Source organism: Burkholderia sp. WSM2232 (genome assembly GCF_000472545.1).
Taxonomy (GTDB): Bacteria; Pseudomonadota; Gammaproteobacteria; order Burkholderiales; family Burkholderiaceae; genus Paraburkholderia.
In genome coordinates, this window is sequence record NZ_AWZV01000017.1 from 12,355 (window position 1) to 34,494 (window position 22,140).

Annotated in this window: 21 protein-coding genes; 10 read left to right on the forward strand and 11 right to left on the reverse strand. The window is 63.7% G+C overall.

All coding sequences use genetic code 11. From position 1 onward, the window contains the following. Nucleotides 1–59: 59 nt before the first annotated feature. From F757_RS0116880 to xseA, 3 genes are all read right to left on the reverse strand, one after another. On the reverse strand, nucleotides 60–635 hold the full coding sequence (locus tag F757_RS0116880) for a glycine zipper family protein (RefSeq protein ID WP_027212418.1): 576 nt from the start codon (nucleotides 633–635) through the stop codon (nucleotides 60–62). A 790-nt stretch (nucleotides 636–1,425) separates the two neighbouring features. After that, nucleotides 1,426–2,004, reverse strand: coding sequence for a superoxide dismutase [Fe] (sodB, locus tag F757_RS0116885; protein ID WP_013340313.1), 579 nt, complete (start codon nucleotides 2,002–2,004; stop codon nucleotides 1,426–1,428). Nucleotides 2,005–2,243: 239 nt separating this feature from the next. Next, complete coding sequence (xseA, locus tag F757_RS0116890; RefSeq protein ID WP_027212419.1) at nucleotides 2,244–3,623, reverse strand: exodeoxyribonuclease VII large subunit; 1,380 nt, start codon at nucleotides 3,621–3,623, stop codon at nucleotides 2,244–2,246. A 586-nt stretch (nucleotides 3,624–4,209) separates the two neighbouring features. On the opposite strand from xseA, the gene lpxK reads away from it, so the two are divergent. The 5 genes from lpxK to F757_RS0116915 all read left to right on the forward strand — a co-directional run bounded on the left by lpxK (nucleotide 4,210) and on the right by F757_RS0116915 (nucleotide 8,424). Beyond that, nucleotides 4,210–5,226 carry a tetraacyldisaccharide 4'-kinase gene (lpxK, locus tag F757_RS0116895; RefSeq protein ID WP_027212420.1) on the forward strand — a complete coding sequence of 339 codons (1,017 nt, stop codon included), beginning with the start codon at nucleotides 4,210–4,212 and terminating at the stop codon, nucleotides 5,224–5,226. Beyond that, nucleotides 5,207–5,410: a Trm112 family protein gene (locus F757_RS0116900; protein WP_006050060.1), complete on the forward strand. Its 204-nt coding sequence runs from the start codon at nucleotides 5,207–5,209 to the stop codon at nucleotides 5,408–5,410. The genes lpxK and F757_RS0116900 overlap by 20 nt, the downstream gene beginning before the upstream one ends. Nucleotides 5,411–5,790: 380 nt before the next feature. Next, entirely contained in the window at nucleotides 5,791–6,591 is an 801-nt protein-coding gene (gene kdsB / locus F757_RS0116905) for a 3-deoxy-manno-octulosonate cytidylyltransferase (RefSeq protein WP_027212421.1), read from the forward strand. Nucleotides 6,592–6,799: 208 nt separating this feature from the next. Further along, on the forward strand, nucleotides 6,800–7,465 hold the full coding sequence (adk, locus tag F757_RS0116910) for an adenylate kinase (RefSeq protein WP_027212422.1): 666 nt from the start codon (nucleotides 6,800–6,802) through the stop codon (nucleotides 7,463–7,465). A 200-nt stretch (nucleotides 7,466–7,665) separates the two neighbouring features. Continuing rightward, nucleotides 7,666–8,424, forward strand: a complete 759-nt coding sequence (locus F757_RS0116915; protein ID WP_027212423.1) for a 3-hydroxyacyl-CoA dehydrogenase — start codon at nucleotides 7,666–7,668, stop codon at nucleotides 8,422–8,424. 132 nt (nucleotides 8,425–8,556) lie between these two features. On the opposite strand, the gene F757_RS0116925 is transcribed toward F757_RS0116915, so the two are convergent. Then, the gene (locus tag F757_RS0116925; protein ID WP_027212424.1) at nucleotides 8,557–9,399 is read right to left on the reverse strand and encodes a SirB1 family protein; all 843 of its coding nucleotides are present in this window, start codon (nucleotides 9,397–9,399) and stop codon (nucleotides 8,557–8,559) included. Nucleotides 9,400–9,404: 5 nt separating this feature from the next. Further along, nucleotides 9,405–10,955, reverse strand: a complete 1,551-nt coding sequence (gene murJ, locus F757_RS0116930) for a murein biosynthesis integral membrane protein MurJ (RefSeq protein WP_027212425.1) — start codon at nucleotides 10,953–10,955, stop codon at nucleotides 9,405–9,407. A gap of 516 nt (nucleotides 10,956–11,471) precedes the next feature. Here murJ and rpsT point away from each other — a divergent pair. Further along, entirely contained in the window at nucleotides 11,472–11,750 is a 279-nt protein-coding gene (rpsT, locus tag F757_RS0116935) for a 30S ribosomal protein S20 (protein WP_020069158.1), read from the forward strand. 272 nt (nucleotides 11,751–12,022) lie between these two features. Here the strand turns inward: rpsT and F757_RS0116940 are convergent, their stop codons facing one another. Beyond that, entirely contained in the window at nucleotides 12,023–12,370 is a 348-nt protein-coding gene (locus F757_RS0116940) for a DUF3579 domain-containing protein (RefSeq protein ID WP_013340323.1), read from the reverse strand. Between the two features lie 570 nt (nucleotides 12,371–12,940). On the opposite strand from F757_RS0116940, the gene argF reads away from it, so the two are divergent. Together argF and F757_RS0116950 are read left to right on the forward strand one after the other, a co-directional pair. Continuing rightward, nucleotides 12,941–13,870, forward strand: a complete 930-nt coding sequence (gene argF / locus F757_RS0116945) for an ornithine carbamoyltransferase (protein WP_027212426.1) — start codon at nucleotides 12,941–12,943, stop codon at nucleotides 13,868–13,870. Nucleotides 13,871–14,145: 275 nt separating this feature from the next. Then, nucleotides 14,146–15,372 carry an argininosuccinate synthase gene (locus F757_RS0116950; protein WP_027212427.1) on the forward strand — a complete coding sequence of 409 codons (1,227 nt, stop codon included), beginning with the start codon at nucleotides 14,146–14,148 and terminating at the stop codon, nucleotides 15,370–15,372. A 320-nt stretch (nucleotides 15,373–15,692) separates the two neighbouring features. On the opposite strand, the gene murB is transcribed toward F757_RS0116950, so the two are convergent. Continuing rightward, complete coding sequence (gene murB / locus F757_RS0116960; RefSeq protein ID WP_027212428.1) at nucleotides 15,693–16,739, reverse strand: UDP-N-acetylmuramate dehydrogenase; 1,047 nt, start codon at nucleotides 16,737–16,739, stop codon at nucleotides 15,693–15,695. Between the two features lie 170 nt (nucleotides 16,740–16,909). Between murB and F757_RS0116965 the strand changes: the two genes are divergently transcribed. Beyond that, complete coding sequence (locus F757_RS0116965) at nucleotides 16,910–17,395, forward strand: YajQ family cyclic di-GMP-binding protein (RefSeq protein WP_027212429.1); 486 nt, start codon at nucleotides 16,910–16,912, stop codon at nucleotides 17,393–17,395. Nucleotides 17,396–17,699: 304 nt separating this feature from the next. Here the strand turns inward: F757_RS0116965 and plsY are convergent, their stop codons facing one another. Continuing rightward, nucleotides 17,700–18,347, reverse strand: coding sequence for a glycerol-3-phosphate 1-O-acyltransferase PlsY (gene plsY, locus F757_RS0116970; protein WP_027212430.1), 648 nt, complete (start codon nucleotides 18,345–18,347; stop codon nucleotides 17,700–17,702). A gap of 155 nt (nucleotides 18,348–18,502) precedes the next feature. Beyond that, the gene (ybaK, locus tag F757_RS0116975) at nucleotides 18,503–18,994 is read right to left on the reverse strand and encodes a Cys-tRNA(Pro) deacylase (protein ID WP_027212431.1); all 492 of its coding nucleotides are present in this window, start codon (nucleotides 18,992–18,994) and stop codon (nucleotides 18,503–18,505) included. Between the two features lie 140 nt (nucleotides 18,995–19,134). On the opposite strand from ybaK, the gene F757_RS0116980 reads away from it, so the two are divergent. After that, nucleotides 19,135–20,697, forward strand: a complete 1,563-nt coding sequence (locus tag F757_RS0116980; protein ID WP_027212432.1) for a class I adenylate-forming enzyme family protein — start codon at nucleotides 19,135–19,137, stop codon at nucleotides 20,695–20,697. A 13-nt stretch (nucleotides 20,698–20,710) separates the two neighbouring features. Here F757_RS0116980 and xerD read toward each other — a convergent pair whose 3' ends face one another. Beyond that, nucleotides 20,711–21,655, reverse strand: coding sequence for a site-specific tyrosine recombinase XerD (gene xerD, locus F757_RS0116985; protein WP_027212433.1), 945 nt, complete (start codon nucleotides 21,653–21,655; stop codon nucleotides 20,711–20,713). Beyond that, on the reverse strand, nucleotides 21,652–22,122 hold the full coding sequence (locus F757_RS0116990; RefSeq protein WP_027212434.1) for a methylated-DNA--[protein]-cysteine S-methyltransferase: 471 nt from the start codon (nucleotides 22,120–22,122) through the stop codon (nucleotides 21,652–21,654). The genes xerD and F757_RS0116990 overlap by 4 nt, the downstream gene beginning before the upstream one ends. Between the last annotated feature and the right edge of the window lie 18 nt (nucleotides 22,123–22,140).

Sequence of the window (22,140 nt, forward strand, 5' to 3'; positions counted from 1 at the left end):
GGAGTCAGCGAACATGAGGTGCCGCGGCATGGCCGATCGCCTGTTGAAGCGACAGGGGCTCAGTAGTACGGATAAGGCGCGTATGTGACCGGCGGGGGCCCGTAGTAGCGCGGCGGCGGTGCAACATATACGGGAGGTGGCGCATAAACCGGCTGCGGCACATAAACCGGCACTTGCGGCTGAGAAATCGTGTTGCCCTTCGAAGTCATGCACTGCGCGTATGCCGCGTCGTATCGCGCCTGCAGGCTGTTTGCCGAGTACTGTGCGCCGTTCGCCCCGGCCGCGCCGCCAATCAGCAAACCGCTGCCCGCGCCAATGGCCGCACCCGCACCCGCATTGCCGGCCGCCGCTCCGATGAGCGCGCCGACGGCCGCCCCGCCCAACGTGCCCACCGCTGCACTGTTGACGCTATTCGTGGTTGCACCTTGCGAAGCACCGGCCGGATCGGACGAACGGAACGCATAATCGCGGCAAGCGTAATCGTCCTGCTGGAATTGACTAAGCGGCTCGCCGCTGCGCGGCATGGCCACCACCGACGGACCACTCGGTGGCACCACAGCACAGCCGCCCAGCAGCGCTAGCGCGACGGCACCCAGAGGCAGCGCGAGGCGTACCGTTGTCAGACTCGAAATCATGATGGTGCGAATGGCAGGAGATGAGAAACATACGTTATGCCAATCCATCCCACGCATGTTTACCGGATCGTTACCGTATGTTTTGCTCCAATCCGCAGACCCGCGCTGCTAGCCTGCGCCGCGAGGCTCGCCGACTGGCGCCGTTACGAACGGTGACAAAATTCGTGCGGACCTGCGAACGCACGGCCGCGCCGTCAGCAGGCACTCCCGAAGTCTTCCCGTCTCTCGACGACGGATACGGAATGCTATGCGTTTGTGCAAAACACGAGGCACGCCAACGGCTGGATGTTCGACCTCGGGGCACAGCTCATTCGCAATCGATCGTTTCCTCGTCTAACTCGCCTCTCGCGAGTCCGAGCTAACAATGGTTGAGCACAACGCCACCCATGCGGGCTCCCTGCGTTTATCCGCCAATGCACAGTGCGCGAAATATTGGCCTGCTACGCGGCGCGTCAATGGCACCGAGCGTCCGCGCAACAGTGGCTCCTGCTGGATCAACCTGCCCTCTGCGCTCGAACTCGAGAGAAAAATGAGTCCAGTGCGCCGCAAGTTGCTTCGCGTTCCTCATTGAACCTTTGAAGGGTGACCTTAGCGAGGCGCTGCTACCTGCTTGACCGGGTGACTGACATCAGTGGCGGCACGTCGCGGCAAACGCCGACCCGCACCTAACGAACAAAAGCGAAAAACAAAAAACAAAAAGCCCTCACAGAGGAGGGCTTTCATTTCCACTACGGTCTCGAAACTACCTTACACCGCCAGGTTCCGGCCACCGTATATGTGGCACCACCAATTACGCGAAGTTCTTCGCTGCGAATTCCCAGTTGACGATGTTCCAGTACGCCTCGACAAACTTCGGACGTGCATTGCGATAGTCAATGTAGTACGCGTGCTCCCACACGTCGATGGTCAGCAGCGCTTTGGCGTCCGTGGTGAGCGGCGTGGCCGCGTTGCTCGTGGATACCAGGTCGAGCGAACCGTCTGCCTTCTTCACGAGCCATGCCCAACCCGAGCCGAACGTACCGATGGCGGTCTTCGCGAACTCTTCCTTGAACTTGTCGAACGAGCCCCACTTGGCGTTGATCGCATCCGCCAGCGCGCCGGTCGGTGCACCGCCACCTTGCGGCGAGAGGCTGTTCCAGAAGAACGTGTGGTTCCACACCTGAGCCGCGTTATTGAACACGCCGCCCGACGACTTCTTCACGATTTCTTCGAGCGACAGGTTCTCGAACTCCGTGCCCTTGATCAGATTGTTCAGATTGGTCACATAGGTCTGGTGATGCTTGCCGTAGTGAAACTCGAGCGTCTCTTCCGACATGTGCGGAGCGAGTGCGTTTTTCGCGAACGGCAGCGGCGGGAGCGTATGTTCCATGGTGCTTTCCTTCAGTCTGTATCTGTTGTGGGGAGTCTGCGGATAACGCTTCAGAGCACTCGATTGTAGGCGACTTGGAATAACCCCGCAAACCAACGGACTTTATGTCCGGCATCGGCGAATGGCCTGCAAAAGCGCGTAATTACTGCTTGCCGCGAACAGGTGCATGCGGCCTCGCACAGTCAAAAGTACGCACGCGTGCTTGCGCGCAATCTCATTCACACGCTGTTGACGCGCTGTCAGAAACCATCCGCAAGACGGGGTTGAACGTCGGACAAAGCAACGTCGGCGGCGCCCTCGGCGAGATGCACGGTCAGGCGACGTCCCGGTTTCAGCGACGCAGGCGCACGCACCGCGCGCCCCGTCTGCGCATCGAGCACCGCGGCATAGCCGCGCTCGAGCGTACGCTGCGGACTCAGCACCTCGAGCCGCGCTGACAGCGTGGCAATGCGTGCGACCTGACGTTCATGTTGGCGCAGCAACGCAGCATCGAGCCGTTGAGCGAGACCGTCGAGCCTCGCCCGATGCGCGTCGAGGTCAGGACGCCAGCGCTGCCAGCGCATGTGCAGCAGCGAAAAGCGCGCTCGGGCATCGCGCACCGGTCGGGCGCCCGCCGACGCGAGTCGCGCGCTCAATTGCTGCAAATGCATGCGTTGCCGCGCGAGACGCTCGGCGGGCGACACGAGCCGGCGCGCAAGCCAGTCGAGCTGCTGGGCACGCCGCTCCATCATCCGGCCGAAGCCGCGCGCGAGCGTCGCGTGCCGGTGATCGAGTTCGCGCAACAGCAGCACGCGCTGCGGACTCACCAGTTCGGCCGCGCCGGTCGGCGTGGGCGCGCGCACGTCAGCGGCGAAGTCGGCAATTGTGAAATCGGTTTCGTGACCGACGCCGCTCACCACCGGAATGGCGCTTTCCGCAATGGCACGCGCAAGCACTTCTTCGTTGAAGGCCCACAGGTCTTCAATCGAACCGCCGCCTCGGCATACGATCAACACGTCGACCTCGCGCCGCGCACTGGCCGCGTCGACCATCGCCGCCAGCTTCGCGCTTGCGCCCACCCCTTGCACCGGCGCGGGATAGACGATCACGGGAATATGCGGCGCCCGGCGCGACAGCGTCGTGAGCACGTCGCGCAGCGCCGCGGCCTGTAAGGACGTCACGATACCAATCGCGCGCGGATGCGACGGCAACGCGCGCTTGCGCTCCGCGGCGAATAGCCCCTCTGCCTCGAGCTGCGCCTTCAGCCGCAAAAACGCTTCGTACAGGCGACCCTGACCGGTGCGCCGCACGGCTTCCACATTCAGTTGCAACTCGCCACGCGGCTCGTACATCGTGACGAGCGCCCGCACTTCGATCCGGTCGCCTTCTTTCGGCGTGAACTCGGCGTACTGCGCGCGGCCGCGGAACATCACGCAGCGCATTTGCGCCTGCGCGTCCTTGATCGAGAAGTACCAGTGGCCGCTCGCGGCGCGCGTGAAGTTCGAGACTTCGCCCGCCACCCACACGAGCGGAAACGAGCGTTCGAGCATGCTGCCGATCGCGCGATTGAGCGCGGAAACGGGAACGACGACTTCGCCGCTCGGCAGCGTCGACGAGGTAAAGGGACTGTCGGAATTCATGCGAATACGGGTTATGGCTGGCCGGACAGACGATAGACCGACCGGCCATTGGCGTCCAGCGTCACGCGTAGATTGTTAAAAGTGTCCACATGGCGGGACTGGCAAGACAGATTCCGCCACAGGTCTGCCCCAACTACGTAAAACATAGGCATCTCTTTGATTTATATGCGATTTAACCGCAAGCCTTGGAATCCGCCACCGATGCGAGGGGCTTGCAACGGCCTTCCCAGCCATACGCCGGGCCGGTTCTCCACAAAGTTATCCACAGGCGGCCAAAGGGCTACGCGGCGGCACGAGGGTATAGGAAGCAGGGTCGGCGACTTGCGGCGAGGGACGCGTGCGCGCTAGAGTGGCGGGTTCGACAGTAAGGGAAAAGCCGCATGCTGCGCGCCTCGAAACGCCGCGACGAGGCTGACAGCGGGATGGCGGAAACTCACTGCCGCGCCGCCCTTACCTTGTGGGTTTATTTTTCGACCGTCCGGAGAATCGCGCTGATGCCTGTCCCGCGTAGCGCCCCTGGCGCTTTCACGCCGCTGCCCTCGCGACCACCCGCGAGCAGTGCGCCGCCCGCTCGCCCGGCTTGCCGATGAGCACAATTTTCGATCGTCTGGAAACGCGCATGGCGCGCGAGTGGCAGCAGCGCGGGCCGCTTGCCTGGTCGCTGACGCCGCTCGCCTGTATGTTCGGCGCGATCGCCGCCGCACGCCGCGCCGCCTTCTCGCTAGGCTGGCTGAAGTCGGTACGCGTTGGCGTGCCTGTCGTCGTGGTGGGCAATGTGACCGTGGGCGGCACCGGCAAGACGCCGACCGTGATTGCGCTCGTCGAAGCGTTGCGCGGCGCGGGCTTCCACCCCGGCGTCGTATCGCGCGGCTATGGCGCGCGCGTGACGACGCCGACGCCGGTCACGCCCGCGTCGGCGGCCAACGTCGGCGGCGACGAACCGTTGCTCATCTCGCGTCGCACCGGCGCGCCGGTATGGGTGTGCCCGGATCGGGTGGCGGCTGCCGAAGCGCTGTGCGCGGCGCATGAGGACGTGGACGTGATCGTCAGCGACGACGGGCTGCAGCATTACCGGCTAGCGCGCGATGCGGAGCTGGTGGTGTTCGATCATCGGCTGGGTGGCAACGGTTTTCTGCTGCCGGCAGGTCCGTTGCGCGAGCCGCTCTCGCGCCGCCGCGACGCCACGCTGATCAACGACCCCTACGCCAGAACGCTACCCGCGTGGCCCAACACGTTCGCCTTGCAACTCGCGCCCGCCGACGCGTGGCACCTGGAGAATCCCGCGTTGCGCCGGCCGCTCGCGCAGTTCAGCGGCGAGCGGGTGCTGGCCGCCGCCGGCATCGGCGCGCCCGAGCGTTTTTTCGCCACGCTGCGCGCCGCCGGCCTCGCACCGCAAACTCGCGCGCTGCCCGATCACTACGCGTTCGAGCGCAATCCTTTTACGGATGCCGACGCCGACGCGATCCTGATCACGGAAAAGGATGCGGTAAAATTAGGGTCCTGGCGCGACGCGCGCATCTGGGTTGTTCCCGTCGAAGCCGCGCTCGATCATCGCCTCATTGCATTAGTTGTGGAGAAAGTCCGTGGACGCTCGCCTGCTTGAAATCCTCGTCTGCCCGATCTGCAAGGGCCCGCTCAGCTACGACCGTTCCGCACAGGAGCTGATCTGCAACGCCGACAAGCTCGCGTACCCGATCCGCGACGGTATTCCCGTCATGCTGGTCGACGAGGCGCGGCAGACGGTCGAAGGCACGCCCGTCGATCTCAATCCGGGCTCGGTGGCCTGAAGCAGGGCCGCCGAGCGCGCGGGGCGGGTTCACGCGGGTGGTACTCCGCCCTCGGTTAGACGGACGGCGCAAGAGGGACGGCGAAGCCAACGGCGTCCGACCAGCCTTCGTGAGCGGCGCCGCGCGAGAGGTAGCCCGCAGGTAGCCGGCAGGCAACCTCTTGCCTGCCGGTGTACTGCCGGCGAACCGCCGGTGGTCTCCCCGGCGAGTAGTGGGGCAGTGGTTCGCCAGTGGTTCGTCAGTCCTTGGCCAACTTACCGATGCTCGACGGCCCCGCTCCTTGCCACCGTTGCCGATTCCGCTGCCGGCTCCCGCGTTATCGCCATCCTCTCACGCACAGCCTGGCCTACTCTCACCTCACTTCCTCACTCATCTGCGCGATGAACCACACCACCACCGCCACGCCTCCGTTCATTGCCGTCGTGCCGGCGCGCCTCGCGTCGACACGTCTGCCCAACAAGCCGCTCGCCGACATCGGCGGCAAGCCGATGGTGGTGCGGGTGGCCGAGCGCGCACGCGAGTCGGGCGCGCAACAGGTGTTGATCGCCTCAGACGCGCAGCCGGTGCTCGACGCCGCTCGCGAGCATGGTTTCGAAGCAGTGTTGACGCGCGCCGATCATCCGTCCGGCACGGACCGTCTCGCGGAGGTCGCGTCGCAATTCGGCTGGAGCGACGAAACGATCGTGGTCAACGTGCAAGGCGATGAGCCGCTGATCGATCCGTCGCTCGTGCGCGGCGTTGCGTCGCACCTCGCGGCGGCCAGCCATTGCGCAATCGCCACCGCCGCGCATCCCATCGCGGATGCCGCGGAGATCTTCAACCCGAACGTGGTGAAAGTCGTGCTCGATGCGCACGGGGTCGCGCTGTACTTCTCGCGCGCGCCGATTCCCTGGGCGCGCGACGCCTACCAGCCGCACTGGCCCGACGTCGCGTCCATGCCGGTGCCCCCGGCGCCCGCCGTGGTTCATCGGCATATCGGCTTGTATGCGTATCGGGCAAGATTCCTGCGCAGCTATCCCAAGCTCTCCATTTCTCCGATCGAGCAGGTCGAATCACTCGAGCAATTGCGCGCGATGTGGCATGGCGAGCGTATCGCGGTTCTCGTCACGCGCGACATGCCCCTTCCGGGCGTGGACACACCCGCGGATCTCGCGCGTGTGCGGGCTTTATTCGGGTCTTGAGCGCAAAAACCCATGGCATAATCGGACGCTTGCGCGCGCCTCCTGTTATTGGCGAAAGCCAGGGTTTGCCCGGTCGTGCCTCACGTGTTTCTGCAGCGCCGTTAATCGACGTGCAGCGCGAAACGCGAGTGGCAGTCAACGCGGGTCCCTCGCCCCTCGTCGGATGGCTGCCGTGCCACCAAGAATTCACATAGATCTGGAGATACACATGCGTTTGATTCTTTTGGGTGCACCGGGCGCGGGTAAGGGCACTCAGGCAAACTTCATCAAGGAAAAGTTCGGGATTCCGCAAATCTCCACCGGCGACATGCTGCGCGCCGCCGTCAAGGCAGGCACACCGCTCGGCCTCGAAGCGAAGCGTTTCATGGACGCGGGCGAACTCGTCACAGACGAGCTGATCATCAACCTCGTGAAAGAGCGTCTGCAACAGCCCGACTGCGCAAACGGCTATCTGTTCGACGGCTTTCCGCGCACCATTCCGCAAGCCGAGGCAATGAAGCAGGCCGGCGTCGCAATCGACTACGTGCTTGAGATCGACGTGCCGTTCGACGAGATCATCGTGCGTATGAGCGGCCGCCGCTCGCACGCCGCGTCGGGCCGCACCTATCACGTGAAGTTCAACCCGCCGAAGGTCGAGGGCCTGGACGACGTGACGGGCGAGCCGCTGATCCAGCGCGAAGACGACAAGGAAGAAACGGTCAAGAAGCGTTTGCAAGTGTATGAAGCGCAAACCAAGCCTCTCGTCGAGTACTACAACGGCTGGGCTCAGAACGGCGACACCGCGACCTCGCTGAAGGCGCCGCAATACCGCCGCATCTCCGGCCTCGGCACCGTCGAGGAAATCCGCGAGCGCGTGTTCGACGCGCTGAAGTAATCCACGAAGCAACGCAATGCCGCAGCCTTCGCTGCGCTCAGACAGTTGCCAAAGAAACCCGCCCTCTTCCCGGCGGGTTTTTTTATGGCGTCGGCACGGTCGTTTTAATTCGCTCTCGCGCGATGACGATGTGGGATCATCGTGCATCGACAGGCTATTTGATCTGGACGTTACTTACCGTATCAACGAAAGGAGCAGAGATGGAGATTCGTGACAACGCATTCCTGATCACCGGCGGCGCCTCGGGCCTCGGAGCCGCCACCGCGCGTCTTCTCGCGGAGAACGGCGGCAAGGTGGTGCTCGCCGATCTGAACCAGGACGCGGGCGAGGCGCTTGCCAAAGAACTCGGCGGCGTGTTCGTGAAGTGCGACGTGAGCCGCGAAGACGACGCGACGCGCGCTGTCGAGGCGGCAACGAAGCTGGGCACGCTGCGCGGCCTCGTCAATTGCGCGGGCGTCGCGCCGGCCGTGAAGACGGTCGGCAAGGACGGCCCGCATCCGCTCGACTCGTTTGCGCGCACCATCTCGATCAATCTGATCGGCACCTTCAATACGATTCGCCTCGCGGCCGCCGCCATGTCGAAGAACGAGCCCAACGACAACGGCGAGCGCGGCGTGATCATCAACACGGCGTCCGTTGCGGCGTACGACGGCCAGATCGGTCAGGCGGCCTACGCGGCGTCCAAAGGCGGCGTGGTCGGCATGACGCTGCCCATCGCACGCGATCTCTCGCGCAACGCGATCCGCGTGATGACCATTGCACCCGGCATCTTCGAAACGCCGATGCTGCTCGGCATGCCGCAGGAGGTGCAGGAAGCGCTTGGCGCGATGGTGCCGTTCCCGCCGCGCCTTGGCAAACCGGCCGAATACGCGATGCTCGCCAAGCAGATTTTCGACAACCCGATGCTCAATGGCGAGGTGATTCGCCTCGACGGCGCGATCCGTATGCAGCCGAAGTAATCATCGGGGCGCCGCGCGCAGTTTGCCGGTAAGCAGCGCGTTACCTGCCGCACGTATGAAAAACGCCTGCACATGAATCATGTGCAGGCGTTCTGTTTTGAGGAGGCGTTCCGCAGCCGCCAATGCTGCTTGCTAGTCGCGGTCGTTGTGCTGCGTGCGCTGACGCAACTCCTGCAACTGCGATTCGACGACGGTGGCGTCTTCGGCGTCAGGGCAGTCGCCAAGGTAACGCTCGAGGTCTTCTAGCGCCGGGCGCAAGTAGTCGAGGCGCGCGTACGCGAAACCACGGTCGCGAATCTCTTCGATACTTTCAGGCAGCAGAATCACGAGGCGCTGCTGCACGGCCAGCAGGCGCTGCCAGCGCTCGGTCTGCAAATACGTGGACTTCAGATTGCGCAACATCCGCGCAATGATCTCGCGCCGCGTGGCCGGCTGAAGCAGCATGCGCAGCGCCCTGCTCACCGACTCGCCGGCCGACGCCACGTAAGGCTCGAGCATGTCGACCATTTCGGACTCCGACAGCGAATGTCCGCTGGTGGGATCGAGCATGACGTCGCCGTCGGGCGTGGTGACGCGCAGCAGGAAATGGCCCGGAAACGACACGCCGCGCGCCGGAATGCCGACCTGCTCCGCCATTTCCAGATACAGCACCGCGAGCGAAATCGGAATGCCGCGGCGCCGCTTGAGCACCGCATTCAGGTGGCTGTTGTCGGGATCGTAATAGTCGTTCAGATTGCTCGCGAAACCCAATTCGCGGAAGAAGAACCGGTTCAGAATGCCGACTTTCTGACGAATGTCTGCGTCGTCCGGCATGCGACGCTGCAGGCGCAAGACCAGTTCGTCGATCTCCGCCAGCGTGCCTTGCAAATCGAGGTCCGGGTAAGCGTCCTGCGCGAGCGAGAGCGCCGCCTCGGTCAGCGGCAGGCTGTCGTCTTCGGCGACGAGCGTGCTGAAATAGTCGAGAACCCGCGTCATCGTAGTCACTTCACTCGCCTTTTGAAATACGCGTACTTGAAGCCCATCAGCCAAAGCATACCGAAATATAGCGCGGCGAACAGCACGAGGCAGGCAGCCAGCAGCGCGATGCGGTCGAGGGGCCGCTCATGCATGCCGATCCAGTCGAAGCTCTGCGACAGCCAGCGCATCGTGCCCGCCAGTACGAGACACGCGCCGAGCAATTGCACGAAAAACTTGAGCCAGCCGCGCGACGGCGTGTAGATGCCGCGCTTGCGCAGTCCGAGGAACAGCAGCAATGCGTTGCCGCAAGCGCCGAGCCCGATACTCAGCGTGAGCCCTGCATGCGCAAAGACCGGCACGAACACATAGTTGCTCAACTGCGTGAGAACCAGCACGCCAATGCCGATTTTCACGGGCGTCTTGATGTCCTGCTTCGCGTAGAAGCCGGGCGCCAGAATCTTGACGAGGATAATGCCGATCAGGCCGATGCCGTATGCCGCAAGCGCGCGGCCCACCATCACGACGGCATGGCCGTCGAACTTGCCGTAGTGAAACAGCGTGGCCGTCAACGGCTCTGCGAAAAAAAACAGCGCCACGGCGCTCGGTCCCGCCAGGAGAAACGTGACGCGCAAGCCCCAGTCGAGCAGCGACGAATATTCGTGCGGATCCGCGTCTACGTGCGCCTTCGAAAGACTCGGCAACAGGATCGTGCCGAGCGCCACGCCGAGCAGCGCGGTTGGGAATTCCATCAGCCGGTCAGCGTAATTGATCCACGACACGGCGCCTGGGCCAATGCGCGACGCGATATTCGTATTGATGATGAGGCTGATCTGCGCGACCGAGACAGCGAACATGGCCGGCACCATCTTCCACAGCACGCGCTTCACGCCCCGATGCGCGAGCGCGCGCAGCGGATTGAAGCCAATGCGCGGCACCATGTCGATCTTCTTCAGTCCGGGCAATTGCACGAGGAACTGCAACAACCCGCCGGCGATCACCGCCCACGCGAGCGCATACACCGGCGTGTGCATGCGCGGCGCGACGAACACAGCGGCGACGATGAACGCCACATTGAGCAGCACCGGCGCGAAGGCGGGCAGCGAGAAGTTCTTGTACGTGTTCAGCACGCCGGACGCGAGCGACGTCAGCGAAATGAAGATGATGTACGGAAACATGATGCGCGTCATGGTGACGGCGAGCGCGTAGGCCTGGCCCTCGTGAGCGAGGCCCGACGCCACCACGAACACCACGCCCGACGCGCCCAGCACGCCGACGATCGAAAGCACGGCAAGCGCCCAGGCGAGCACCGTCGAGGTGGCGTCGACCAGCGCCTTGGTGGCGTCGTGCCCCTGCTGGTTCTTGAACTCGGCGAGAATCGGCACGAAGGCCTGCGAAAACGCGCCTTCGGCGGAAATGCGGCGCAGCAGGTTGGGAATGCGAAAGGCGACGTAGAACGCGTCAGTATATTGACTGGCGCCGAACGCGCGGGCGATCAGCGTTTCGCGGGCCAGTCCGGTCACGCGTGACAACAGCGTGAAGCCGCTGACCGTCAGCAGGGCTCGGAATAGATTCATGGGGCGCTTATTATAAGGGTGCCGCGAATGCGGACGACGAGCCAGGAAGCGATTCGGACCGGTTTACTGTGCAGACGTTCGGCGCGAACGGCGATTTCCGCTACTTTTATTGCGCGAAGCCCACGCGGCCGGGAGGTTTAGCGGGGTGCGTGGCGCCCAAGCCGGTTAGACCGCCGGCGCCGGGTCCGCCACGAGCGCGTGTGCCGCGCAACGCATTTCCGTTGCCACGTCCCTGATTTTGTTGCTATAATCGCCGGTTTCGAAGCTCGCTCAGTTCTCGGACGGCTTCCGGAGGCGGTCAAGGTTGGCAGGAACGACGTTGCAGTAAGGTACCGCCACGTCCTTCGGATACGCCGGAACATGGCGCCGCGCACACCGGCCCGCCTTCGCGTAGTTCGATCGTTTTTCGACACTTTTGCGCTCTTGGGCAATCGCTTCCAAGAGTTCGAATCTAAAAGCAGCGCCTCACCACTTGAAGGTCAGGTACTGGAAACAGGAACAGGATAAGGAACCGTCATGGCTAACTCCGCACAAGCACGCAAGCGCGCCCGCCAGGCCGCCAAGGCAAACTCGCACAACTCGGCACTGCGCTCGAAGTTCCGCACCGCTATCAAGGCAGTGCGCAAGGCGATCGACGCCGGCGACAAGGCCAAAGCCGCCGAAATCTTCCAGGCATCGTCGAAGACCATCGACATCATTGCCGACAAGAAAATCGTTCACAAGAACAAGGCAGCTCGCCATAAGAGCCGCCTCGCCGCGGCCATCAAGGGTCTGCAGGCGTCCGCAGCACAGTAATTCCGGTCGGCCCGCTCCGGCGGGCTACCTCCTGTTTCCGCTGCGCATGAAAGCCCGCTTTGGCGGGCTTTTTTGTTTTCGGCATTTGGTTTGCGGCAGAGCGTGGGCAGATTGCCTGCGGACGTGCAGCGGATTTGCGGCAGGTTGGTTTGCCGCAAACTTCCCGCGCATTCGCCGCGCAAGGCAAGAACCGGCAGACCACCGCCCTGCGCGCGCAAAAAAACCCGCCGGGCGCGGGTTCTTTGCTTTGCGGCGAGCCAGCGCGGCTCGCCTCAGATGATGTGCCGCTTGGTTTGCGGCGGCGGCGCATGCTCGAGTTCGAGCTCGCACGCCTCTGTCACCACGAGGTCATTGTCTTTCGCGAAGTTCATTACGAAGTCGAATGCCATGGGTTCGATGTCGCGCAGGCGCGAATCGAGAATCACGCATTTGAGGTCGCCGATCATGGTCGGCCGGACGTACAGCGAGTACTGCATATAGGCGTTTGGGCCCTTCCTCGCACCCGGTCCGAAAGATGACATCACACCTGCGAGACGCTCCGACCAGTCGCTCGGCCGGAATCTTTTTCCCGTCGACGTGATGCCCTGAATGAAGTATTCGGTTGGAGCTGCTTCGGCCATGTAGAAATACCTGTGTGACTGCCCAGCGGATGACGGCGACAGCAAGCGATAAAGCGGATTCGAAACGTTGTGCCCGCGCTGTGCCCGGCGTGTGAACCGAACGGGAGAGCCGCGCCGCCACAGACCGTGCGCACCTTGCAGGACGGCTGGCCCCGCGGGTTGACCGCGGTTGTACGCGGCTCCTGACTCTCACGCGCGCCTTGTGATGCACGCGCTGTGCCTACGCCGACATGCGCCCCGCGAGTTGGCCTTGGGACCCGGCCTGCGAAGCGGGCCTGCGAATTCGCCCGGACCTGCTTTGAACACATTGCGCGAACCCACGCCATGTCTCACGAGCGGAGCACTGGCCTGCTGGGCCTTGGAATAACCCGCAGATTATAGCGCAGCGGACCTTTTTCCGCACTGCACACAAGCCTCTTCCGACAGCCTCGTATGACTTTCAAGCGGCTTTCCCGGCCTTCTGGCCGACTCGTCAAACGAGGCGAAATCCTTTATGCTGCATTGAGTTACCACAAAACGACGGCGGCGCCGTCCGGCAATCCTGCCGGGTGAGACCGCCGTATTTGTTTCATGACCGCCAAGAAAATTCGCCACTATCTGCAGTTCAAGGATTTCTCGCTAGACGACTACGAGTACGTGCTGGAGCGCGCGCGAATTCTGAAGCGCAAGTTCAAGAACTACGAGACATATCACCCGCTGCACGACCGCACGCTCGCCATGATCTTCGAGAAGAATTCGACACGCACGCGTCTGTCGTTCGAAGCCGGCATTTTCCAACTGGGCGGCCACGCGGTTTTCATGAGCACGCGCGACACGCAACTGGGCCGCGGCGAACCGATCGAAGACGCCGCGCAGGTCATCTCGCGCATGGTCGACATCATCATGATCCGCACGTTCGGTCAGGACATCATTCAGCGCTTCGCCGAAAATTCGCGCGTGCCGGTGATCAACGGGCTGACCAACGAATATCACCCGTGCCAGGTTCTGGCCGACATCTTCACCTACTTCGAGCATCGCGGTCCGATCCGCGGCAAAACGGTAGCGTGGGTTGGCGACGCCAACAACATGCTCTACACGTGGATTGAAGCCGCACAGATTCTTGGCTTCAAGCTGCGCCTGTCCACGCCGCCGGGCTACAAGCTCGACCGCGCTCTGGTCGCCGCGGAAAGCGCGCCGTTCTACGAGGAATTCGACGACCCAAACGAAGCTTGCGCAGGCGCCGACCTCGTCACCACCGACGTGTGGACCAGCATGGGCTTCGAAGCCGAAAACGAGGCGCGCAAGAAAGCCTTTGCCGACTGGTGCGTCGATGCGGAAATGATGTCGCGCGCTCATGCGGATGCGCTGTTCATGCACTGCCTGCCGGCCCATCGCGGCGAAGAGGTTAGCGCTGAGGTAATCGACGGCCCACAAAGCGTCGTCTGGGACGAAGCGGAAAATCGTCTGCATGTGCAAAAGGCGTTGATGGAGTATCTGCTGCTCGGCAAGCTCAATCACTGAGCAGCGCGCAGCGCAGCATCTGCGCGAAGCACGCCGGTGCGTTGGTCAGGTGCAAGGCACAGGCGTCCCGTGGCACGCAGCTAGCCGCCGCGCTAGCGGCAGCGCCAGCGCCCCGGCAAACTTTCGTGGCAATAGCCCGATGACGGCCCAAAAGCGGCCCAATAACGGCCCAAAAACGCGGGCGCATGCCCATTTAGTGTCAAAATAGTTGTTTTCCGCGCTCCGGAACCGCCGGAGCGCCCTGTTTTCCCGCTTTCTCCAGCTACGAGTTCACCATGAGCGATATCAAGAAAGTCGTGCTCGCCTATTCGGGCGGCCTCGACACCTCCGTCATCCTGAAGTGGTTGCAGGACAACTACGACGCCGAAGTCGTCACGTTCACGGCCGACATCGGCCAGGGCGAAGAGCTGGAACCGGCGCGCAAGAAGGCACTGCAACTGGGCATCAAGCCGGAAAACATCTTTATCGAAGACCTGCGCGAAGAATTCGTGCGCGACTTCGTGTTCCCGATGTTCCGCGCCAACACCATTTACGAAGGCGAGTACCTGCTCGGCACGTCGATCGCGCGTCCGCTGATCGCCAAGCGCCAGATCGAGATTGCCCGCGCCACCGGCGCGCAGGCGGTGTCGCACGGCGCAACCGGCAAGGGCAACGACCAGGTTCGTTTCGAGCTGGGTTACTACGCGCTCGAGCCGGGCATCAAGGTGATCGCCCCCTGGCGCGAATGGGACCTGCTGTCGCGTGAAAAGCTGCTCGCGTATGCGGAAAAAGCCGGCATTCCGATCGAGATGAAGCACAAGCAAGGCGGCGCCCCGTATTCGATGGACGCGAACCTTTTGCACATCTCGTTCGAAGGCCGCCACCTGGAAGACCCGAAGGCCGAAGCGGAAGCCGACATGTGGCGCTGGACGGTGTCGCCGGAGCAGGCGCCCGATCAGGCCGAATACATCGACATCGAATACGAGCACGGCGATCCGGTTGCGATTAACGGCAAGCGTCTGTCGGCGGCGGAAATGCTGACTGAACTGAACCGTCTGGGCGGCAAGCACGGCATCGGCCGTCTCGATCTGGTCGAAAACCGTTACGTCGGTATGAAGTCGCGCGGCTGCTATGAAACGCCGGGCGGCACGATCATGCTGAAGGCGCACCGCGGCATCGAGTCCATTACGCTCGACCGCGAAGTCGCCCACCTGAAGGATGATCTGATGGCCCGCTACGCGTCGCTGATCTATAACGGCTACTGGTGGAGCCCCGAGCGCCGCGCGCTGCAAGTGCTGATCGACCACACGCAGGAAAAGGTCAACGGTTGGGTGCGCGTGAAGCTGTACAAGGGCAGCGTGTCGGTGGTCGCCCGCGATTCCAAGGAAACGCTGTTCGACAAGACCATCGCGACGTTCGACGACGACGGCGGCGCATACAACCAGGCCGACGCCGGCGGCTTCATCAAGCTGAACGCGCTGCGTATGCGCATCGCGGAGAACGCGCGCCGCCAGCGCGGTTAAGCAGCGAACGCGGTCTGCGCGGCGAGCCGCGCAACATCGCTTCGGGCAAGGGCGCGGCAGTGTGGCAATGCGGCCAGCCGGCATCGGGAATGGCGCGGCGACCGTACCGCAGTAGCGCCGTACCGCAGTAGCGCGGCACTGCCATCAGTGCAGCTAACCGCAAACACACCGGGGCAGGCGAACCTCCTGCCCCCGCAGGCGCATCAAACGCCCGTCCCGTCAGCCGAAACAAAAAGGCGCCGCGAGCAAGCTCCGGCGCCTTTTTCTATGTGCGTCGTCCGCAACGGCAAGCAGCTCGCTTCACACCATCGCTTATCAGTTCACAAGCAAACCGGTTCCGCTTCGAGCTCGACGCCGAATCGTTCGAACACGTCGTCGCGAATCGCACGTGCAAGCGCCAGCACTTCCACGCCGCTCGCGCCGCCGCGATTGACCAGCACCAGCGCCTGGCGCTCGTGGACAGCCGCGGCGCCAAGGGAACGGCCCTTCCAGCCGCATTGGTCTATCAGCCAGCCCGCGGCGAGCTTCATGCGTCCGTCCGGCTGCGGGTACGAAACCACGTCCGGCTCGCGCTTTTTCAGCGCGTCGAACTGATCGGCGCCGACCACCGGATTCTTGAAGAAGCTGCCTGCGTTACCCAGTTCCGCCGGATCGGGCAGCTTTGCGCGCCGCACCGCGACGACCGCGTCGAAGATGGCCCGCGCATCGGGTTCGTTGCCGCCTGCCTCGTAGCCGTTCGCAGCAAGCTGCCGCGCGAGATCCGCATAGCCCGCACGCGGCTGCCAGGCCTTCGGCAACCGGAATGTGACCGACGTGATTACGAAGCGATCACGCCCTTCCCGCTTGAAAAAACTGTCGCGATAGCCGAATTCGCACGCCCGGCTATCCAGTTCGACGCTGTCGCCAGAAGTGAGCTCGACGGCCCGCAGCCACGCAAAGCGCTCGCACATTTCGAGCCCATACGCGCCGATATTCTGAATAGGCGCCGCGCCGACAGTGCCCGGAATCAACGCCAGGTTCTCGAGGCCAGGCAGACCCTGAGACAGCGTCCACGCAACGAACTCGTGCCACGGCTCGCCGGCGGCTGCCTCGACATACACGGCTTCGGCGTCTTCGCCCACCACGCGACGTCCGCGCAATGCCACGAGCAGCACGAGTCCCGCGAAGTCGCGCGTCAGGACGACGTTGCTGCCGCCTCCCAGCACGAGCCGCGGCAGACCGGCCGCGCGCGGATCGCGCACCGCGGCGAGCAACTGCGCTTCATGCTCGATGCGGCACGCCCACTGCGCGCGGACGTCGAAACCAAAGGTGTTGTGCGCCTTGAGCGGATAGCCGGCAATGAAGCCGGCGGAATCGGATTGAGACATCGGATGAAAGCTATGGCGACGGCGCAACGGCTGCGGGCAGCGGGCCCGCGCGGCGGCCTTGGGCAAATGAGGGTGGCGTCGGTAAAATGACGTCGGTCCGTGATTATAGCGAGTGCCTCGCGACGAGCCGCCGGCCGCGTCGCGCACCGCAGCACTATTGGGAGAATGCAATGCCATCGTTTGACGTCGTCTGCGAAGCGAACATGATTGAAGTCAAGAACGCGATCGAGCAGTCCAACAAGGAAATCTCAACCCGCTTCGACTTCAAGGGGTCTGACGCGCGCGTCGAACACAAGGAAAACGAAATCACCGCCTACGCCGACGACGACTTCAAGCTCGGTCAGGTCAAAGACGTGCTGCTGTCGAAAATGGCGAAGCGCAACGTGGACGTGCGCTTTCTCGACTACGGCAAGATCGAGAAGATCGGCGGCGACAAGGTCAAGCAGGTCATCAAGATCAAGAAGGGCGTATCCGGCGACCTGTCGAAGAAGATCGTGCGCCTCGTGAAGGACAGCAAGATCAAGGTGCAGGCGAGCATTCAGGGCGACGCAGTGCGGGTAACCGGCACAAAGCGCGACGATTTGCAAAGCGTGATCGCATTGCTGCGCAGGGACGTGACCGATACGCCGCTCGACTTCAATAACTTCCGCGATTAAGCCCGGCGACTGAGCCTGGCGCGCATGGTCGGAACGTCGTGGGCGTGGGCGCCGGCTGTTGGGCGGCCGCTGCAAGCGTTGCTAGCGGTTGCTGCAAGCAGTCCTGGCGCATCTGCGAGTTCTAAGGCAAAGCGCTCAGGCACCGCGCTCAAACTAAAGTTCACACGTAAACCAGACGGGCAGTGGGAGCGCAAATGCATGTGCACGTGCAAACGCAAGCTCATATGCACGCGCTAGTGCAAGCATTCGCGCAATGCGCTCCAAACGGCAGCGAACGTCAACCCAAGACGCCCAACCCGGCTCCTCAACGCTTTTCGCCCGCCGCCGTGCCGCCCGAAGCAGCCGCCGCCTTCTTCTTGTCGCCGATGCGGCTTTCCTCGCCTCGCATCAGCTTGGCGATGTTCGCGCGATGACGCCACACCAGCAGCGAGCTCATCACCACGATAGCGAGCGCGATGATGTGCGGCCCGAACAGAAAGGCGTCGAAGATCGGCGCGAACACGGCCGCGGCCAGCGCCGCCAGCGACGAATAGCGCGTGAAGAACGCCACGATCAGCCATGTCAGCAGCGTGGCCACGCCGAGAATCGGGTTGATCGCGAGCAGCACGCCGGCGGCCGTAGCCACACCCTTGCCGCCCTTGAAGCGGAAGAACACCGGGTACAGGTGCCCCAGAAACACGGCGACGGAGGCAATCGCCACCGAGGTGTCGTCGAGCCCGTAGCGCGCGCCGAAGTGCACGACGAACCACACCGGCAGCCAGCCTTTGAAGGCGTCGCCGATCAATGTGAGAATCGCGGCCTTCTTGCTGCCGCTGCGCAGCACGTTGGTCGCGCCGGGGTTGCCCGAGCCGTACGAGCGCGGGTCCTCGAGCCCCATTGCGGCGCTCACGATCACGGCGAACGACACCGAACCGATCAGGTAGGCAACGACAGCAACGATCAGGTTTTGCATCTGTGACTCTTATAAGGATCGGCGGTCTGCAACTGGGCACCTCGACCGCCACTTGGAACGAAAATCGGAAACAAACGCGACGCCACGCAACGCGGTCCACCGAAGCGGCGCACATTCTACCGAACGGGCGCGCCGCGAAAAAATTCAGGCAAACGTCAATCGACGCTCGCGCACTGCACCGGCTTCGCGGCCAGCAAGCCGGTCAGCACGCTCGGCTCGATGCTGACGAGAAAACCGCGACGCCCGCCGTTCAACCAGATTCTGTCCAGCTCCAGAATGCTGGACTCGACGTACACCGGCATCTGCTTGCGTGTGCCGAACGGCGACGTGCCGCCGATCAGATAGCCGGAATGACGGTTCGCCACCTCGGGCTTGCACGGCTCGACCCGCTTTGCGCCGATCTGCCGTGCGAGGTTCTTGGTGCTGACGGTGCGGTCGCCGTGCATGAGCACGATCAGCGGTTTGGCGTGCTCGTCCTCCATGACGAGCGTCTTCACGACATGATGTTCGTCCACGCCGAGCTGGCGCGCGGATTCGCCGGTGCCGCCATGCTCGACGTAGTCATACGGATGCTCGCCGAAAGTCACGCCATGCCGGCGCAGGAACTGCGTCGCGGGGGTCTCGGAAACGTGTCTGGATTTGCTCATCGGCGCATTGTAATAGCGAGTTTGCACAACGGCTATTTGCCGAATGGCCAATTGTGCGGGCCCCGGCATTGTGGCACGATCGTTCGAAAATATACCGGCGCGACGCACACCGGTCACGCAATCGCATTCAGGAGACGCCGTTGAGCACCTCTTCGCCCTGCCGTCCAATAATCGACGTTCCCGCGCTGCTGGCCGCGCTGCCCGCGCGCATTTCCGATCTTCCCACGCTCGCGGCCGCGCGCGATCCGCAGCACGTCGCGCTGATCGAAGACGCCCGCCGCCTCACTAGCGCGGAACTCGTGCGCGCTGTCGAGGCCGCCGCCGCGTTGTTGCGCCAATGGGGTGTGCGCGGCGGCGATCGGGTAATGATCGTCGCGGAGAACAGCATCGCGCAGATCGTGCTGCTCTTCGCCACGGCGCGGCTCGACGCGTGGGCGCTGGTGTCGAATGCGCGGCTGTCGGCGGCGGAGCTGGACGCGATTCGCGCGCACGCGCAGCCGCGCGTAACGGCGTACGCACTCGAAAGCTCCCGCGACGCCGGCCAGCACGCGCAGCGTCATGGCGCGACCGAGGCGCCGCACATCGCCCCGGACATCGGCACATGGTCCTATACCGTGGACGCTTCAGCGCAAGCGGAACCGGTCGAGGCCGCGAACCACCGCCAGTGCGCGGCGCTGATCTACACCACCGGCACCACCGGCACGCCGAAGGGCGTGATGCTCTCGCATCGCAATCTGCTATTTATCGCCGCGGTATCTAGCCGCCTGCGTCAGGTGCGTCCCGACGATGTCGTCTATGCGGTGCTGCCCATTTCGCACGTGTACGGCTTCGCCTCAGTGTGTCTCGGCAGTCTTTACGCAGGCGCGACGTTGCGCCTCGCCCCGCGCTTTGCGCCCGAGGCCGTGCGCGGTGCGCTCGCCGACGAAGGCGTGACCATCTTCCAGGGCGTGCCGGCCATGCACGCAAAACTGCTCGAGCATCTAAGCACGCAGGGGCATGCATGGCACGCACCACGTCTGCGTTTCGTCTATTCGGGCGGCTCGCCGCTCGACGCCGCTCTGAAAGCGCAGGTCGAACGCGTCTACGGTCTGCCGCTGCACAACGGCTATGGCATGACCGAAAGCAGCCCGACTGTCTCGCAGACCATGCTGGATGCGCCGCGCGGCGACTGTTCGGTCGGCGAGGTGATCCCGGGCGTCGAAGTGCGCTTCGTCGGACTGGACGGCGTGGATGCCGCGCCCGGCGAGGTCGGCGAGCTATGGGTGCGCGGCCCGAACGTGATGCTCGGCTACTACCGCAACCCGGAACAGACACGCGCCGCCGTCACACAAGACGGCTGGCTGAAGACTGGCGATCTCGCCCGCCAGGACCCGGACGGCGCGCTGCATATCGTCGGGCGCAGCAAGGATCTGATCATTCGCTCGGGCTTCAACGTGTATCCGGCCGAGGTCGAGCATGTGCTCAACGCGCATCCGCAGGTCGTGCAGTCGGCGGTGATCGGGCGGCCGGTCGAGGGCAACGAGGAAGTGGTGGCGTTCGTCGAACTGGCCGCGCAGGCAACGGCCACGCCCGCCGAACTGGCCGCGTGGTGCGCGCAGCGCCTTGCGCCCTACAAGCGTCCCGCCGAAGTCAAGATACTCGCCGCGCTGCCCGCCGCGTCCACGGGCAAGATTCTCAAGCACCGGCTGCGCGAATGGCTGTGAACGCGCGCCTGCATCAGCCACGCGGATGATGCATGGCATGCAGCGACTTGAGCCGCTCGCGTGCCACGTGTGTATAGATTTGCGTGGTCGAAATGTCGGTGTGGCCGAGCAGCAGTTGGACGACCCGCAGGTCAGCGCCGTGATTGAGCAGATGCGTCGCGAACGCATGCCGCAACGTGTGCGGCGACAACGGCGCATGCACGCCCGCGGCCGCCGCGTGCCGCTTGATGATGTTCCAGAACTGCTGGCGCGTCATGCCCTCGGCGCGGTTGGTCACGAACAGCGCATCGGCCGCGCGCGCGCCGAGCAGCGCCGGCCGCGCGTCGCGCAGGTAACGCTCGATCCAGCCGTGCGCCTCTTCGCCGAATGGAATCAGGCGCTCCTTGGAACCCTTCCCCATCACGCGGACCACGCCTTCGTTCAGGCCCACTTCCACGGTCTTGAGCGTGACGAGTTCCGTGACCCGTAAGCCGCTCGCATACATCAGCTCGAGCATCGTACGATCGCGCAGGCCCAACGGGGTTTCTATATCCGGCGCGCCGAGCAGCGCCTCGACCTGGGCTTCGCTGAGCGTGGACGGAAACCGCGGCGGTTGCTTCGCCGAACGGATGCGCAGCGTCGGATCGACTTGCGCGCGATGCTCGCGCACGGCCCAGCCGTAATAGCGGCGAAACACCGAAAGCCGCCGGTTTGCCGACGTCGATTTGTCTTTCTGACGCGCCGCGCTATAGGCGTTCAGATCGGTTTCGCTGGCAGTGTCGAGTGACGCGTTGCGGGATTGCGCAAGCCACTCGCTGAACAGACGCAGGTCGCGGCGATATGCGTCGAGCGTGTTGCGCGACAGCCCATGCTCGAGCCAGAGCGCGTCGCAGAAAGCATCTATCGACGCCGAGCTCGCGGCGAACAAAGGCGACTGGGACAGGCCCGCGCTTGCGTCTTCAACCAGGGTGTCGCTCATGCGTAGGGAATGCCTTCATGCGCGAGCAGCCAGCGCTTGACGTTACGAAAGAAACCTTCTTCGGCCTGATGCGCGAATCCGCCGATGCCGCTCGAACTCACCACGCGATGGCACGGAACGACGATTGGAAAACAGTTATCGCCGCACGCCTGGCCAACTGCGCGCGGCACGCTGCCCAGCTGCTTTGCCAGTTGCCCATAGGTCACGACCGCGCCGGGCGGAATCTCGCACAGCGCCTGCCACACGCGCCGCCGGAATGCGGTGCCCACCGGCGCGAGCGGCAATTCGAATTTTGCCGACGGCTCTGCGAAATAGCGCTCGATCTGCTCGGCAACGCGTTGCGCCAATGGTGTGTCGGGCGCCACGTTTTGCATGGACTCCGGCAGATAGACGATCTCACGCACAGCGTCGCCTTCGAGCCGAATGCCGACCTTGCCGAACGGCGCATCGATCACTGCGTTGAACATATCGCCTCCTTTGCCAAT

Coding starts and splice junctions, on each gene's coding strand:
- F757_RS0116940 (WP_013340323.1), bottom strand. CDS start 12,370: ATGGCCGAAGCAGCTCCAACCGAATACTTCATTCAGGGCATCACGTCG.
- F757_RS0116990 (WP_027212434.1), bottom strand. CDS start 22,122: ATGTTCAACGCAGTGATCGATGCGCCGTTCGGCAAGGTCGGCATTCGG.
- xseA (WP_027212419.1), bottom strand. CDS start 3,623: ATGAATTCCGACAGTCCCTTTACCTCGTCGACGCTGCCGAGCGGCGAA.
- F757_RS0116925 (WP_027212424.1), bottom strand. CDS start 9,399: ATGACGCGGGTTCTCGACTATTTCAGCACGCTCGTCGCCGAAGACGAC.
- murB (WP_027212428.1), bottom strand. CDS start 16,739: ATGTCTCAATCCGATTCCGCCGGCTTCATTGCCGGCTATCCGCTCAAG.
- xerD (WP_027212433.1), bottom strand. CDS start 21,655: ATGAGCGACACCCTGGTTGAAGACGCAAGCGCGGGCCTGTCCCAGTCG.
- plsY (WP_027212430.1), bottom strand. CDS start 18,347: ATGCAAAACCTGATCGTTGCTGTCGTTGCCTACCTGATCGGTTCGGTG.
- ybaK (WP_027212431.1), bottom strand. CDS start 18,994: ATGAGCAAATCCAGACACGTTTCCGAGACCCCCGCGACGCAGTTCCTG.
- sodB (WP_013340313.1), bottom strand. CDS start 2,004: ATGGAACATACGCTCCCGCCGCTGCCGTTCGCGAAAAACGCACTCGCT.
- rpsT (WP_020069158.1), top strand. CDS start 11,472: ATGGCTAACTCCGCACAAGCACGCAAGCGCGCCCGCCAGGCCGCCAAG.
- F757_RS0116965 (WP_027212429.1), top strand. CDS start 16,910: ATGCCATCGTTTGACGTCGTCTGCGAAGCGAACATGATTGAAGTCAAG.
- murJ (WP_027212425.1), bottom strand. CDS start 10,955: ATGAATCTATTCCGAGCCCTGCTGACGGTCAGCGGCTTCACGCTGTTG.
- adk (WP_027212422.1), top strand. CDS start 6,800: ATGCGTTTGATTCTTTTGGGTGCACCGGGCGCGGGTAAGGGCACTCAG.
- kdsB (WP_027212421.1), top strand. CDS start 5,791: ATGAACCACACCACCACCGCCACGCCTCCGTTCATTGCCGTCGTGCCG.
- F757_RS0116950 (WP_027212427.1), top strand. CDS start 14,146: ATGAGCGATATCAAGAAAGTCGTGCTCGCCTATTCGGGCGGCCTCGAC.
- F757_RS0116915 (WP_027212423.1), top strand. CDS start 7,666: ATGGAGATTCGTGACAACGCATTCCTGATCACCGGCGGCGCCTCGGGC.
- F757_RS0116880 (WP_027212418.1), bottom strand. CDS start 635: ATGATTTCGAGTCTGACAACGGTACGCCTCGCGCTGCCTCTGGGTGCC.
- argF (WP_027212426.1), top strand. CDS start 12,941: ATGACCGCCAAGAAAATTCGCCACTATCTGCAGTTCAAGGATTTCTCG.
- lpxK (WP_027212420.1), top strand. CDS start 4,210: ATGAGCACAATTTTCGATCGTCTGGAAACGCGCATGGCGCGCGAGTGG.